14 protein-coding genes, 2 tRNA genes and 1 pseudogene are annotated in these 15561 nt (G+C 23.1%); 6 read left to right on the forward strand and 11 right to left on the reverse strand.

Features of this window, described 5'->3' with window-relative positions:
• Window position 1 precedes the first annotated feature (1 nt).
• The 11 genes from ACXX88_RS01805 to ACXX88_RS01855 all read right to left on the reverse strand — a co-directional run bounded on the left by ACXX88_RS01805 (window position 2) and on the right by ACXX88_RS01855 (window position 8813).
• Window positions 2-2350, reverse strand: coding sequence for a hypothetical protein (locus tag ACXX88_RS01805; protein ID WP_458559408.1), 2349 nt, complete (start codon window positions 2348-2350; stop codon window positions 2-4).
• On the reverse strand, window positions 2334-2864 hold the full coding sequence (locus ACXX88_RS01810; RefSeq protein ID WP_458559409.1) for a hypothetical protein: 531 nt from the start codon (window positions 2862-2864) through the stop codon (window positions 2334-2336). The genes ACXX88_RS01805 and ACXX88_RS01810 overlap by 17 nt, the downstream gene beginning before the upstream one ends.
• On the reverse strand, window positions 2854-3708 hold the full coding sequence (locus ACXX88_RS01815) for an MSC_0622 family F1-like ATPase gamma subunit (protein WP_458559410.1): 855 nt from the start codon (window positions 3706-3708) through the stop codon (window positions 2854-2856). Before ACXX88_RS01815 ends, ACXX88_RS01810 begins: the two co-directional genes overlap by 11 nt.
• Entirely contained in the window at window positions 3698-4219 is a 522-nt protein-coding gene (locus tag ACXX88_RS01820; protein WP_458559411.1) for an MSC_0623 family F1-like ATPase-associated protein, read from the reverse strand. Before ACXX88_RS01820 ends, ACXX88_RS01815 begins: the two co-directional genes overlap by 11 nt.
• Window positions 4212-5612: an MSC_0624 family F1-like ATPase-associated membrane protein gene (locus ACXX88_RS01825; RefSeq protein WP_458559412.1), complete on the reverse strand. Its 1401-nt coding sequence runs from the start codon at window positions 5610-5612 to the stop codon at window positions 4212-4214. The genes ACXX88_RS01820 and ACXX88_RS01825 overlap by 8 nt, the downstream gene beginning before the upstream one ends.
• A gap of 1 nt (window position 5613) precedes the next feature.
• Window positions 5614-6867, reverse strand: coding sequence for a serine hydroxymethyltransferase (gene glyA / locus ACXX88_RS01830; protein WP_458559413.1), 1254 nt, complete (start codon window positions 6865-6867; stop codon window positions 5614-5616).
• Window positions 6868-6992: 125 nt separating this feature from the next.
• Entirely contained in the window at window positions 6993-7187 is a 195-nt protein-coding gene (gene rpmF, locus ACXX88_RS01835) for a 50S ribosomal protein L32 (protein ID WP_436359163.1), read from the reverse strand.
• A gap of 86 nt (window positions 7188-7273) precedes the next feature.
• On the reverse strand, window positions 7274-7699 hold the full coding sequence (locus tag ACXX88_RS01840; protein ID WP_458559414.1) for a Dps family protein: 426 nt from the start codon (window positions 7697-7699) through the stop codon (window positions 7274-7276).
• A 1-nt stretch (window position 7700) separates the two neighbouring features.
• Complete coding sequence (locus ACXX88_RS01845) at window positions 7701-8474, reverse strand: DeoR/GlpR family DNA-binding transcription regulator (RefSeq protein ID WP_458557615.1); 774 nt, start codon at window positions 8472-8474, stop codon at window positions 7701-7703.
• Between the two features lie 160 nt (window positions 8475-8634).
• Window positions 8635-8720, reverse strand: a tRNA-Leu gene (locus tag ACXX88_RS01850).
• Window positions 8721-8722: 2 nt separating this feature from the next.
• Window positions 8723-8813, reverse strand: a tRNA-Ser gene (locus ACXX88_RS01855).
• 330 nt (window positions 8814-9143) lie between these two features.
• Here ACXX88_RS01855 and ACXX88_RS01860 point away from each other — a divergent pair.
• The 6 genes and pseudogenes from ACXX88_RS01860 to ACXX88_RS01885 form a co-directional block, all read left to right on the forward strand.
• Window positions 9144-10760, forward strand: coding sequence for a hypothetical protein (locus ACXX88_RS01860; protein ID WP_458559415.1), 1617 nt, complete (start codon window positions 9144-9146; stop codon window positions 10758-10760).
• 85 nt (window positions 10761-10845) lie between these two features.
• The gene (gene ybeY / locus ACXX88_RS01865) at window positions 10846-11283 is read left to right on the forward strand and encodes an rRNA maturation RNase YbeY (RefSeq protein ID WP_436359167.1); all 438 of its coding nucleotides are present in this window, start codon (window positions 10846-10848) and stop codon (window positions 11281-11283) included.
• Window positions 11283-11672 (forward strand): cytidine deaminase, encoded by a 390-nt coding sequence (gene cdd / locus ACXX88_RS01870; RefSeq protein ID WP_436359168.1) that lies wholly within the window; start codon window positions 11283-11285, stop codon window positions 11670-11672. The genes ybeY and cdd overlap by 1 nt, the downstream gene beginning before the upstream one ends.
• Entirely contained in the window at window positions 11672-12541 is an 870-nt protein-coding gene (gene era / locus ACXX88_RS01875; RefSeq protein ID WP_436359169.1) for a GTPase Era, read from the forward strand. The genes cdd and era overlap by 1 nt, the downstream gene beginning before the upstream one ends.
• Before the next feature lie 119 nt (window positions 12542-12660).
• Window positions 12661-15339, forward strand: coding sequence for an N-6 DNA methylase (locus ACXX88_RS01880; RefSeq protein WP_458559416.1), 2679 nt, complete (start codon window positions 12661-12663; stop codon window positions 15337-15339).
• Between the two features lie 10 nt (window positions 15340-15349).
• Window positions 15350-15561 (forward strand): annotated as a pseudogene (locus ACXX88_RS01885) (hypothetical protein); the annotation flags it as partial.

Raw genomic sequence — 15561 nt, forward strand, 5'->3', positions numbered from 1 at the left:
TTTACCTCATCAATTCTAATAATATATAAATCACAAAAACAAGAGTTGAACTACCTAAAACACCAGAAGAAAGTAGTAAAGTTAATTTTTGTTTTATTTTTTTATTTCTTTTAAAAATTAAAAATAAAATAGTCATTAAACTTGCAAGAGAAACAATAGAACCTACAGTTACTATAGATCATAAAATACCGAGTTCTACAGAGTTTTTAACCTTTTTAATTTCTAAAGGATTTAAATTTTTAATAAAATTTGCTGCATTATCTGCAAGGATTTTTTTAGTTTGATCATCAATTTGTTCAACTATATTTTTAATTTTTTCGTCAAAAATTGGATCAGGTTCTTTTTTAAGAATATCTTTAATTTCGTTTTTTTGTAATTCAAGTTTGTCTAAAATAGATTTTGCAATTTCAGAGTCAATTTTATTATTATTTTCCAGAATATTTTTTATTTTTTCTGCTTTGCCATCAATAGCAGCTCCTATAGCTGTATCTAAAAGATTTTTATTGTTTTCAAATAACTCTTTGTAATCATTTTTTAAAATTTCTTCTATTTTTTCTGTTTTTTCTTGTTTAGTTAAGTTTGAAAAATCAGGATTATTTTCAACTTCTTCTATAACATTAGAAATATTATTTTTTATATTATTTTCAGAAAAAAGAAATGCAGAAGCAAATAATGCTGCTTTTTGCTCTTCTGTTAAATTATGTAAATCTTCTTTATTTAAAAAATTATTAAAAACATCAACATTTTCTTTAAACATATTATTATAAATGTTATCTTTGTCTTCTTGAGTAAATTCAGGATTATCAGGGTTAATATGTTTTTCTTCCTTTTTAAATCCGGTTACTTCTGTAAAATAATTTTTTGTTTCTTCTCCATTGCTTATTTGAACTTCTGCAATCCCTATTGTTCCATCACTATCAGCTTTTTTTACTATTTTTTTAATTTTGTAATCAAAACCTTTAGTATCACCTGAAACATAAGCAATTTGTTCTAAAGGACTATAGAATCTTGCGTTAGAAGCTGTTATTTCTTTTCCTTTATCTGTTAAATTTAAAGGTAATTCATCAGCTAAATTAATATCTTGAACTTTATTTAATAAAATATTTTCATAAAGGAATTTCCCTTTTTTTTGGAATAAATAATGCTGATTTGGAGCAATAATTTCAAAAGAATTAGTATCAATTTTACTTGTTAATGTAAAATTGATTAAAACATCTTTTCTTTCTGATTCCAAAATATGTTTTTCTATTGAATTTATTTCAAAATTAAATTTATCATTTGGATCAAAACTATAAAAATCACTAGCGGTTATTTCATCGAAATTTTTATTTTTTGATGTATCTTTTAAGTATATTCTTTTTTGTTCAATTAAATTATTGTAATAGTTATTTAATAATAAATTTTCATATTCAAAAAATGAGTATTTAAATTCGAAATGTTCATCAAAAAATAGAAAAACGTTATTTAAATTAATTTTTGCTCTTATGTCAATAGTTCTACCGTTATTTGATTGTGTAATTTCAGGATCTTTTACAATAAATTCATCAGTATATTTAAATTCTGGATTAGGCTTTTCAATATAAATATCATTTTTCTTTAAATTGAATGCACTTTTTTCAAGAGCTTCTGGTTTAATTTTTATTATTCCTAATTTATTTTCATTTCTAGCTTGCATTAAGATATTTCTATCTCTATAAATATGTTCTCTTAGCTTTTCTTGAATATTATATGCAATAAAATCTGTACCATTGAAATTTCTAACTTGATTTTCTAAATTAAAGATAATACTATTAATTTTAGTTTTTTCAACATCAGTTATTTCTTTATCATCTAAGTTGAAATCGTAACCATAAATAGGGAAATTACCGGGATTAGTTAATCAATTGGAATCACTAATATAAACATTATTTATTCTATTTAAAAAAGAAGATAAAATGTTTAATCTTTCATCTTTTGAGAGAGTATTGATGATTTTGGATTCTTCGTTTGAAATGGAATTTCTAGACAGATAAGTTTCTTGTTTTAGAAAATCAAAGTCATTATTAATATAACTTTTAAGAGAATTTTCGATAATAGAAAAATTATTATTAAGAATTTGGTAATATCTATTTTTTTCATATTCCGCTTTAGTTGGAAAAGAATTTTTTAATTCTTGTAAGCTTTGAGTATATAATTTAGCAATTTTATTTTTTAAAGTAGAAAGGATATGATCAACTTGTTCTGTTTTGTAATTATCTATTTCATCAATTTCATTGTTGCTTAATAAAGAAATTGATGAAAATACAGGAATTATGGGCAAAGTTGATATTAATAATCTTCTAAAAAATTTAAATTTATTTCGTTTTTTCATCTTTAAAATATATCTTCGATCCTTTCATTATTTTTAAAATTTCATATTCTTCAACAACCTTATATTTTGTTAGAATATCATTAATATCCATACCTACTTTACTTTGTCTAAAAACCTTTTTATACTTTTTTTTAGCTTGTTTATATTTAATTTTAATTTCTTTTAATTTAATTTTATCATTTTTAATAGAAAAAAGTTGCTTAATATAATTAAAAACTATTACTTCTAAAGTTTTGGAATTTTTATCATTTTTAATTATTGTTTTATCTACTAAAAATAGCTTAATAATATTTTCTTTATTTCTAATTTTTATAATTGCATTATCTAAAGAACAAAAAACATTTTCTTTAAATGAAAAATAGTTTTTTTCTTTTGGAATATAAATGTTAATATTGCTTTCAGAAAACATTTCTATAATTTTATTACTTTTAATAATATTTACATTAAAAAAAGACTTCTTTTTTTTAAAAATAAGATTTTTTGATCATAAACTGGTTAAAACTTTACTCTTCATAATTTTCCTTTGGTAATTGTGATAATAACACAATTTCTTCCGTTAAGTTCTGTCTTTTTAATTCCCTTGTTTTAATTTTGATATTTTCTATATTTTTTTCAATTTCTTTTAATATTCTTGTTTCGTGAATTAATTGTTGTTTTAACTTAAAAAAAGATGATTCATAAATTAAAGCAGGAACAATAGAGTTTAAATAAATTAAAAAAAGATTTTTAATAAAATTGAAAATATCAGGAAAAATTAAATGTTCATTTGTAAAAGAAATTTGCTGGAAATTAGTTGAATTATTTAAATCAAAATTAAATTTATCAATAGGTAAAATTGTGATGGAATTATCTTTAATTCTATTGGAATTTAAAACAAAAATTACTTCTGAGACAATTTTATTTCCATAAATTTCAGAAATAATTTTTTCCAGTTCATAAATTTGTTGTTCATTTGTATTTTCAGTTTGAAAAATAGGAATAATTTTATTTTTGTTTGCAAAATTTATAGCTTCAATACCAATTGTAATTAAAAAATCCTTCTTAAAGTTAAACTTTTTTAATAGTTCATCATTTATGTTGTTATAGTTTAGATAATTTAATTCTATTTTTTCAGAAACATAAATTCAAAGTTTGGAATTATTTTTTTCTTTATTAGATTTTTTAAAGAAAAAAGAGTTTAATTTATATCTATTTTCAATTGAAAAAAGAATGTTTTTTACATTAATTGAAGAAAAAACTTTTTCTTCAAAACCTTTATTAATATTAGAAATTTTTAAAATTGTGTTTAATCTACTAATTTTAGTTGTTGCATGAAGATTTTCAAAAACTTTAAGTGAATTTGAGTTGTTAGATTTCATTTTTTACTCTTTTAATTTGTTTTTCATTGTAAAATAATTCAAAGTTTTCATCTTTGTTAAAATAAATAATAATTCCATCAATTAAAACTAACTTTTTTTCTTTTTGAATTACATCAATAACATATTCAGTAAAAATGTTCTGAATATTTTTAAAAATTTCATTGTTTGAAAAATCTAATTTTTCTTGTAAAAAAATGTTATCTTTTTTTATTGTTGGGAAAATAAATTTATCGTTTTTCATTCATATAATTGAAAAAAGACCAAAATCAATTTCTTTTTTTTCAAAAAAACTTTTTTCATAAATTTTAAAAAAAGAATCAAAGTTTTCAATTTCTTCTTTTGAATTTAAAAGCAGTTTTATATTGTTTAAAATGTCTTTTAAATGCACTGTTTGATTATCATTTATAAATTTATTGTAATTTTCTAAAATTCAAAAATAATCGTTATTTTTCTTTAGTTCACTACGGATTTTTTTAAATTCTCTTTCTTCTTTTTTTAAAAAATTAAACATTTTTAACTCCTTTTTTTGTTGATTTTAAAATTAATAAATTGTAAAAAGATAACAACAAAATATTAAATAGTATATAAAAAATTATAATAGAATAAAATAAAACTTCAATATTTAAAAACTCATTAATTAAATAAAATAAATTGTTATTTTTTAAATAAAAGACAATTGTAATTATTAAAGTAAAAAAGTTAACAAATAATCTAACAAATAACCTTTTAAATAAATCTCACTTTCTATGCTTTAAACAAAATAAAACTAAGATTAAAAAGTTAGAAATACCATTTATAAAAAGATTTATATCAGTAATTTGAATTCCAGAAACATTTTTAGATGAATTAAAATCAAAAAGAATTCTTATTAAATAAAATAACATTCATAAAAGAAATATTGAGCATAAAGTAAAAATTTTTATTATTTGATCTGTTTTAAAAATGTTTTTAAAATTTAAGACTAAAAAATAGTAAATTAAAATTATTACAATACTAAAACCTAAATAAATATAATTTCACGCTTTGAAATGGAAATGAGTAGCAAACTGAATGAAAAATAAAAGCAAGGTTAAAAACATTGAAATTATTGAAATTCATAAAAATAGCTTATTAAAATCTTTATTTTTTGCTTTTATTTCCCAAAAATTGAAAAAACTATAAACAAAAGGAAAAAGAGTTATACATAAACCAATAATTAATAAAGTTTTTAAAACAAAATCTGATATTTTTCAATCATTTATTAAAAAGTGGAAAAAAGGATAATTTGCGATATTACTTATTCCAGTTTTTTCTACATATAGAGAAAAGTTAATATAAAAAATTAAAAAAGCAAAATAATAAATAAATTTACTTACGTAAGAATAAATAGTTCATTTATATTTAAGTTTTAGTTTTACATCATTTTTTTTAAAAATAAAGTAGTTGTAAAAATTGTAAGCACAATTTAAAACTATTACATATAAAAGTAAATAAACTGCTAAATTTAAATTAAAGGTAAACTTCTCTTTACTGAAAGTATCAACATTAATGTATAAAAATAAAGATAAACCAAAAAATGCAATAGAAGTTAGAAGAAACAAAGAAGCAAATATAAAATAATACTTAATTTTTCACAAATGTAATTGTACACCAGTGTAAATTTTAAATAAGTATAAATAAGATACAAAACTAAAAAATCAATAAGTCACTGAAAACAGAACTTTGCTTTCTAAATTGATATGACTATAATTATTGAGTTTTATAAAATTATTAAAAAATACATAGTTTATTGTAAAATAAATTGAATATAATATCAAGACAAAAATTTTAAAAAATAAAATAATTTTGCTTTGTTTTTTGAATAAAATTTCTTTTCAATCTATTTTAAATGAGTTAAAAATTAAATAATTTTTCTTTGGTTTCATTTTAGTTTCAATAAGATTTTTTTATAGGAAAATCTTTAGTTAATTTTATTACTTCTTGTTTTAATGCTTCTAACTCTTTTTGGTTTTCACTATTTAACAAAGCTTTATTTATAATATTGGCTAATTGCTTAAATTCTTTTTCTTTAAAACCTCTAGAAGTCATTGCAGCAGTTCCTAGTCTAACTCCTGAAGTTACAAAAGGAGATTCATCATCATTTGGAATTGTGTTTTTATTAACGGTAATATTGATTTTTTGCAAAATAGAAGAAGCTGATTTACCTGTTGTTTTATAAGATTTTTTAACATTTATAGTAAATAAGTGATTATCAGTTCCGCCAGAAATTATTTCTACTCCATTTTTTTGAAATTCTTCCGAAAAAGCCCTTGAATTCTTTATAATCTGTTTGCAATAGTCTTTAAAAAAAGGTTGTAGTGCTTCATTAAAAGCAACCGCTTTTCCTGCGATGCTATGAAATAAAGGACCACCTTGATAACCGGGAAAAACTCATCTATCGATTTTTTTAGCAATTTCTTCATTATTTGTCATTATGATACCACCACGAGCACCTCTTAATGTTTTGTGAGTTGTCGAAGTAATTATGTCTGCATATTCTACAGGTGATGGATGTAAATCTGAAGCAATAAGTCCAGCTATATGTGCAATGTCAGCCATTAAGTAAGCACCTACTTCATCTGCAATTTTTCTAAATTTAGAAAAGTCTATTGTTCTTGAATATGCTGAATAACCGCATATAATTAAATTGGGTTTAACTTCTTTTGCTACTTTTAAAATTTGCTCATAATCTAACAAACCATTAGAATCAACATCATAAGAAAATGATTGATAAAATTTTCCAGAAAAATTTATGTTATATCCATGTGTCAAGTGACCACCAGAGCTTAGTGACATTCCTAAAACTTTCCCTCCTGGTTCTACAATTGAAGCAATAGCAGCTGCATTTGCTGTCGAACCAGAATAAGGTTGAACATTAGCAAATTTTACTTTGAATAATTTCTTGAGTCTTTCAATAGCTAAATTTTCTACTTCATCCACATTTTCACAACCATCGTAATATCTTTTTCCTGGATACCCTTCACCATATTTGTTAGTTAAAATGCTTCCTGTTGCTTTTAATACATCTTCTGAAACATAATTTTCAGAAGCTATTAATTCAATGTGTTCTTCTTGTCTTTGAAGTTCTTTATTTATTGCATTAGCAATTTCTTTATCTTTTAACTCTATGTTTTTATACATTTTTAACCTCATTTAATTTTACTATTATAATTTTACTTCAAATAGAAAAAAATCAAAGCTTAAAGCCTTGATTTTAAATTAAAATATATTAGTTTTTATACGTTATTAATAAATTTGATTAATAATTATTTGTCGTTTAAAGCTGTAAAACCTTGAACTTTTTGTCCTTTATAAAAACCACAAAATCTACATACTCTATGTTGTTGGATACCATTTGAACAGTTTGTACATTTAATTAAGTTTTGTACAACTAAAGCATCATGAGTTCTTCTTTTATGTTTACGTTGTTTAGAAGTTTTTCTCTTTGGAACTATAGCCATTTTTCCCCCTCTGTATATCTAAGATAATTTTATTATAGATTTATATTTTATAATTTTACATTAAAAAGAAAAAAAATAAAGAATATTTATTTAATTTCTTTTAACATTGCTGAAAATTGTCATAATCATTTATCAAATGATAATAAAATTTCATCAAAAATTGGTTGAACTCTTGCACTTCATTCAAAACTTTCACTTTCTTTTAATAAAGTTTCTAAATCCAAAACAAGAAGTTGTAAAGCTGTTTTATAGTCAAGTTCTTTTGTTGATTCTTCTTTGATAAATGAAAGTTCTAAAATTTCTTTAAAACTTCCAATTGCTTGTGATTTTTTCATCACTACTTTTTCAGCAATTTCATCAATAAATCCTAAAACTTCTGCTTTTAATTTATCTGTTTCTTCGTGAATTTCAAAAAATTCAATCCCTTTAATATTTCAATGTATATTGTTAGTTTTTTGATAAAAAACTTGTAAGCTTGCTTGTATTTCTTTTAATTTTTTAAGCTCTTGCATTTTAATATTCATCCTTAGTTCTAATTAAATTCAATCCTTCAAATTCTTTTTCTTTTTTATAATTTGTAACTACTAAAACTAATTTGTCAGATGGTGTAAAATCATAGAATGTTCCAAATCCAAATTTTTCTTCGGTCGCCAAAACAACAACAAGTTCAGAATGTTGAGCTACAAAGTTTTTCATTTTCCCATCACCTATTTCTGTTGTTGTTAGTTTTCCATTTTCGTCAATACCACTAACACCTAAAAATGCTATTTGGAATTTAAAATTTTCAATAGCTGATAAATCATGAGAATTTGTTGAAAGACTTTTATGTTTTATTTTTCCACCTACTACATAAATATTTTTGAATCCCATTTCAACAGCTTTCATAGCATTATGGATAGAATTTGTAAAAATATTAACATCAGTATCTAAATATTCAAGTAAATAATAACAAGTAGAACCTGCATCTAAATAAATGTTTAAGTAATCTTTCGCTAAAACAGCAGCTGTTCTAGCAATGCTTCTTTTTGCCTCTACATTTACTTTAATTTCGTCAATAACAATTTTATCTAAATAATTTCTTTTTTCGTTATAAACAATTTCACCAAAAGGTCTTTTAACATAACCTTCTTCTTCAAGTTTAAGAAGGTATCTTCTTGCAGTACTTTTTGTTAATTGGAATTTTTGTTCAATTTCAATAGGTTTTAAAATCTTTTTAGTTCTTATGTATTCGTTTATTTCCTTTTGTTTTGCAAAAGACATAATTTTTTTATTTTTTGAATCTTCCACATTACTCCTTTCTGATTTTATCATTAAACTTATTATAGATAAAAACAAACAAATTATATCATTTTAAAGTATTTTTCAATATATTTAATTCAAAAATTTTCATTTTTTTTCAAAAGTAAAAGAAAATCCGCAAAAGCGGATTTTAATGGTCTTTTTGATATGGTGCTCAAGACGGGACTTGAACCCGAACGCGATTTCTCGCACTAGAACCTCAATCTAGCGTGTCTACCATTTCACCACCTGAGCAATGGCGGAATAGACAGGATTTGAACCTGCGCGAGAGTTGCCTCTCCTAATACGTTTCCAACGTATCCCCTTCAGCCTCTTGGGTACTATTCCATATACATTATAATTATATAAAAAATTCTTTTTTTTAATACAAAATATACTTAAATTTTCTTATTTATTTAATTTTTTAAACTCAAAAACTTCAAAAAAAGCGTAAAAAACTCAGTTTTTGCCTTTTTTAAGATAAATTATCTCTATTTTTGTAACTTAAGAGTTATAATTCAAATATATTTATTTAAATTCTTTTTAATTAAATTGTAAGTAAGTTACTAACTGCTATATATATATATATATAGAAAAGCACTCTTTATTTTCTTAAGTATTTCTATATATTATGCAAATTAATAATTTAATTTAAATAAATTAGAAAAAAGGAGAAAAATGAGTAAAAAAATTAAAAAGGTATTTCCAAAATTGGCGTTAGCCAGTCCATTATTACCAATAACTATGGTAATTTCATGTAATGATACAACTGATACCAAACATAATGAACCTAAAAATCCAGGATCAGGAACAACACAAACAGAACCAGTTAAAGAAAATCCAAACCCTGTGATAACACCTATTGCAGAACTACCAGGAAATAATGATGATAAAAATAAAAGTGAAAATCCACCAAAAAATAATGTTAAAGTTTCCGACCCTGAGAAAATAAATGATAAAAACAAATCTGAAAATCCAAGTAATTCACAACCAAAAGACGATAATAAAACACAAACTGTTCAAAAAGAAGATAAAACCACTTCTGATTCAAAAGATAACGACAAAGCACCTGAAAATGGTTCTGTTGATCAAAAAAATGAAAATCCAGAACTAAATAGCAATTCAGACAAAACTAAAGATGATTCACAAAACCCAGATACTGCAACAACAAATCCAAAAGTTCAAACACAAGATTCTGAAGTTGTTTTTGACAGAAAATTTCAAGTCTTACACGTTTCAAAAGAAGAAGAAAAACAAATTCTTGACGACCAATTTAATAAAATCGATAAAACTAAAGATAACAACAGCACAGTAGAAGGACAAGATAATTCAACTAGCGAACCTGTAGAACCAAAAAAACCACAAATTCCTTTAACTAAGGAACAAAAAGAAATTCTAAATGAACAATATTTAAAACAAGATTTAAGTAACACATCAACTACAATAGGTAATGTTGAACCTGTAGTTTTTGACAGAAAATTTAAAAAATTAGACGTTACTAAAGAGAAAGAAAAAGAAATTGTTGATGAGCAAATTAAGAACATTGATAAAACAAAAGATAACAATAGTGTAGTTGAAGGACAAGATAATAACAATAATAATAGTGAATCAGAAAAACCTAAAACACCACAAATTCCTTTAACTTCTGAACAAAAACAACAACTTAGTGATCAACTAAAAAATCAAGATCCAAAAAATACTTGAACAACTATTGGCGATGATAGCTCACAAAGTTTTAATAGAAAATTTACAAAATTAGATGTTACTAAAAAAGAAGAAAAACAAATTCTTGATGATCAACTAAATAAAATTGATAAAACTAAAGATAACAACAGTACAGTAGAAGGACAAGACAATTCAACTAGCGAACCTTCAGAACCAAAAAAACCACAAGTAGAGTTAACAGCAGATCAAAAACAAAAACTTCACGATCAATTAGAAAATCAAGATCCTGATAATACTTGAACTACAATTGGAGATGAAACACCAAAACAATTTGACAGAAAATTCAATGTTATTTCAGTTTCTAAAGAACAAGAAGATAAAGAATTAAAAGAGCAAGCTGCTAAATCACAAGATAGTGAAATCGATATTGTTGATGATTCTGAACCAAAAGATACTCCTGTTGAAGAACCTAAAGCAAACAAAGATAAGCAACAAGAACAACCAAAAGTTGAACTTAAAAAATCAAATGATTATAAAGTTATTGAATTAACAAAAGCACAAGAAGATGAGCAATTAAGCAAACAACAACAAAATGCAGAAGAAAACGAAATCGAAATAGATTTAGACTAAAAATAGATATTCTCAAATTTTAGAGAATATTTTTTTAATATTATAAAAAAATATTATAATTTTAAATATGATAAAGGAAAATAAATTGAATTTTTCAAATAACACAAACTATCAATTTCGTTACTTGAAAGAATTTAAAGAGATTTTAAATCTTGCACATCAAGAATTTAAAGCTAGAAAAAAAATTGTTGTTGATTTTTTACTCACGGATAATGAACAAATTAAAATAATTTCCAAAGAATATAGAAAAAAAGATAAAGTTACAGATATTCTTTCTTTTGGAACTAATTGAAGTGATTTTGATTTTTTAGATTTTTTACCACTTGGAGAAATAATTATTTCTTATCAAAAAGTTAAAGAACAAGCTAAAGAATATGGTCACACACTAAAAAGAGAATATTGCTATCTTTTTGCTCATGGTTTAGCTCATTTATTTGGATTTGATCATCTAACAAAAGAAGATGAAGATAAAATGAATTATCACGTTGATAAAATAATGAAGAAAATGGAGATTAGTAGATAATGTACATAAAATTAAAAAAACTTTTAGATAACTCTTATTCACCTTATTCAAATTTTGCAGTTGCTGCAATTTTAAAAAATAAAGACGGAAAAGAATGAAATGGTGTTAATGTAGAAAATGCTGCATATCCTTCTGGAATGTGTGCAGAAAGAAGCGCTCTTTTTGGAGCTATTTCTTACGGATTTAAACCAAGAGAAATTACCGAAATTCATATAATATCAAGGAAAAATGAATTCATCTCTCCTTGTGCAGGTTGTAGGCAAGTTATGAGTGAATTAATGCCACTTGATGGTAAAATATTTCAATATTCTAATGATGGTACTTGCAGAGTAAATACTGTTCTTGAAATGGTTCCTTTCCCTATTTTAAGTGAGGATATTAAAGTTTAATGAAAGTGTGTTTTGTTGCAATTATAGGTAGACCAAATGTTGGAAAATCATCTTTACTTAATGCTATCTTACAATATGATTTATCAATAGTAAGTGCAAAACCACAAACCACAAGAGATCAAATAAACGGAATTTATAATGAAGAAGGATATCAAATTGTTTTTATTGATACTCCTGGTATTCATAAAAGCAAGCAAAAATTAGGTGATTCATTAAACAATAGTTCTTATGAATCTTTAAAAAACGCAGACTTAATTTTATTTTTACAACCTGCTGATCAAGAAATTGGAACAGGTGATTTTATGATTTTAGAAAAAATCAAAAATTTTAAAAATAAAATTGCTCTTATTACAAAAGTGGATCTTGTTTCTGATAAAGAAACGCTCAAAAGAAAAGCAGAACAACTTAAATCAAAAGGATTTTCCCTTGTATTAGGTACATCCATCACTTATGAACAAACAATTCAAGAATTAATTAATGAAATTAAAAAGTATAGCTATGAATCTGAACCTTTTTATCCAGTTGAAGATATAACAGATAAAAGTATGCGTTTTCTTGCTAAAGAAATTGTTCGTAAAAACGCTATTAATCTTTTAGAAGATGAAGTGCCTCATAACATTGCTGTTATAGTTAATGATTTTATTGAAAAAGAACATTCAATGCAAATAGATGTAACAATATATGTTTCAAGAGATTCACAAAAAGGAATTGTTATTGGTAAAAACGGAGCAATGATTAAACAAATAGGAATAAATTCAAGAAAAGAACTTGAAGAACTTTTTAATAGTAAAATTTTTCTCTCTACCAATGTGAAAGTAAGTAAAAATTGAGTAAATAACGAAAAAGTAATTAAAAAAATGGGATATTAATTAATAATTAATCTAATTTTATAATTAGATTTTTTATTTTTATAACTATAAATAAAAAACGAATTTTAAAATATAATTATAATAGTAGAAACTTATTTTAAAATTCAAAGGAGTATAAAATGGAACAAAAACAAAATAAAATCAAAGCAGTATCTTTTTGAACAACTCAAATTGATTATTTCATAAAAAATTGAAATATTTTTAGAAAATTAACAGCAACTGATTTTTACAAATTCAAACATCTAACCTTATATTTTGCTTTTTACAAATATCTTTCAAGAAAACAAGAAGTTTTTATGAAACAAAATTTAAAGATAGATGAAAATGCATTCAAGTATTTTGATTATTCTTATTTTAAATATAAATCATTATTCAGAAAAACTAAATATTTTAACTCTTTTGAAGAAATTAAAAACATTTACAAAACAGTTCAAAATGAACTTGGTTACTTCATTTTTAACGATAATTTATTTAGTACTTTATATAAAGAATATATGGCAAGTCATAGTTCAAATATTACTTTTGAAAAAATACTTGAGAGATTTGAACTCTTTCATAATCATATTAAAAAAAATGATAAATATACCTATTTATTTAGTGATATATTTTATATTTCTAAAAATGAAATTGAAAAAAACTGAAAAAATAAAAAAGATTTAAAAATGCTAATAGAAGAAGCAATATCTGTTGTTGAACTAATAAATATTGATTATCAAAACGATCATTTTATTTTTAAAGAGATATTTGAATTTTTAATTAGTGAATTTTCTGAAGAAAATAAAAATGCAAATGAAGGTTTTTATACACCTAATGATGCTTCAATTATAGTTTCAAAAATAGTTTTAGAAGATGTTAAAAATAAAGATGAACTTAAGATTTATGATCCAACAGCCGGAACTTCTTCTTTAATGTTAAATGTAGGTAAAACCTTTGAAAAATATAAAAATGAATCAGATTTAGTTCAATATAATGCAATTGAAATTGATAGTTGAAATTACAACATAAGTAGAATTAATTTTATAATTAATAATGTTGATTTTAAAAATTGAAAAATCAAAAATGCTGATTCATTTACCAGTTATTCACCAAATGATTTATATAAAACAAATAATCCTAAAGCAGATGTAGTATTATCACATATTCCTAATTCTAAAAGTTGAAATTCAGAAATATCTAAAAATTTCAACCCTTATTTTAAAGAATATGGTACACCACCTAAAACCAAAGCAGATTGAGCTTTTATTTTACAAGGTTTATACAATTTAGATGATGAAGGAATTATGGTTATTTTAGCACCAGAATCAATCTTAACAAGTGCTTCAGTAGAAAAAGAGATTAGAAAAAAACTTGTGCTTGAAAATCATTTAGACTCAATTATTTATTTACAAAATAAATTATTTTCTGGAACCTCCAACACTGATGTTTTATTAATCTTTAAAAAGAATAAAATAAATAAAGATATTTTTATGATTAATGCAACTAATTTATTTGTAAAATTAAACAATGATATTTGCAAATTAAGTCCTGATAACATTGAGAATATTTTAAATACTTATAAAGATAAAAAAGAAATCAAAGGATTTTCAAAACAGGTTTCTATCCAAGAAATTACCTCTAATAATTTTGATCTTCAAATTTCTAAATACATAACAAAAGAAGATGTTAACTCTTCCAATCAAGAATTTAATAAAATTCATAATTTACTAACAGTAGAAGACTTTAGACCTGTACAAAAATATTTTGATGAAATTAGTGGTTTACAAGATCAAATAGCAATTAAAGTAAATAATTCAGGTTATAAAATAGTTAATGCTGAAAAAATAACATTATTAGTTTTAGAGTCCAAAATAATTAAAAAAATAGAAACTAAAATGGAAAAAGTTAGAGAAAAAATCGTTGACTACTTTATTCCTTTTTTCACTGAAATCGATGAATTTCCAGAAAATTGAGAAGAAATTATTAAAAGTGAAATAGATAGATTTGCTAACGCTTCAATTAAAAACATTCCTTTTTTAGATAAGGAAAAATTAATGTTTGAATTACAAAAAGCAGTAGATGAATTTATTATTCCTGAAATATCTGTATTTAAAGAAAAAAGAAAAATGAATTTTGATAGATTAATGGATAGTTATATAAGAAAATTTTCAGAAGGAGAAAAAGAATCAGATCTTATTAATTTCTTATTAGTTATTTCTGTAGAAGCAGATGAAAATGCTGAAGATTTAATTCATATGAAAGAACTAAGAGACAAAATAGAAGAGCGAATGAACTCATTACTCTTAGAAATTTCTACTTATCCAGAATGTCAAACTTTATTTAAATCAAGTAAAATTAAAACAAGTGATTTAGAAAGAATTAAAAAACTTTTAAATCCTGCAAGCACTCAAACTGAAACAGAAAAAGAAATTAAATTCAAAATAGCTGAAGTTTATGATTATTTAAATTATCTAAGAAGACTTGACAACAATATTAGTTCTTTAGAAGAAACAATATTTCAAACTACTCTTGATTCTTTAAATGAAATTAAAAACTATCAAGAATTAATAAATTATCTTGCTTTTCAATGAGCTAATTATTTAACTGATTTAACAGTAAAAACAGAAAGTTATTTAACTCATGCAATAATTGAAGACTTAGAATTATTTGTTTCTAATAACAATGACAAATCTTTAAATTTTTTAGATAAAGATTATAAATGAGTCTTACCTAACTTAATACAAACAATGAAGTTTCTCTCAACTATGCATGTACAAAAAGAAAAACTGGAATTTATTACAAAAATATTAAATAAACAATAAAAGGAGAAAAATGTCAAATAATACAAAAAATAATTTAGTCCCTTCTTTGAGATTCAAAGAATTTACTCACGCTTGAGAACAGGACGTTATGGGGAATATATATGCTTTTGGAAAGACAGGCGGAACTCCTTTAACTACAAATAAAAAATTTTATAATGGTAAAATTCCTTTTTTAACTATTAAAGATATAACAAATTCTGAAAAATATTTAACCGAAACAGA

This window comes from Mycoplasma sp. 5370, assembly GCF_054343435.1.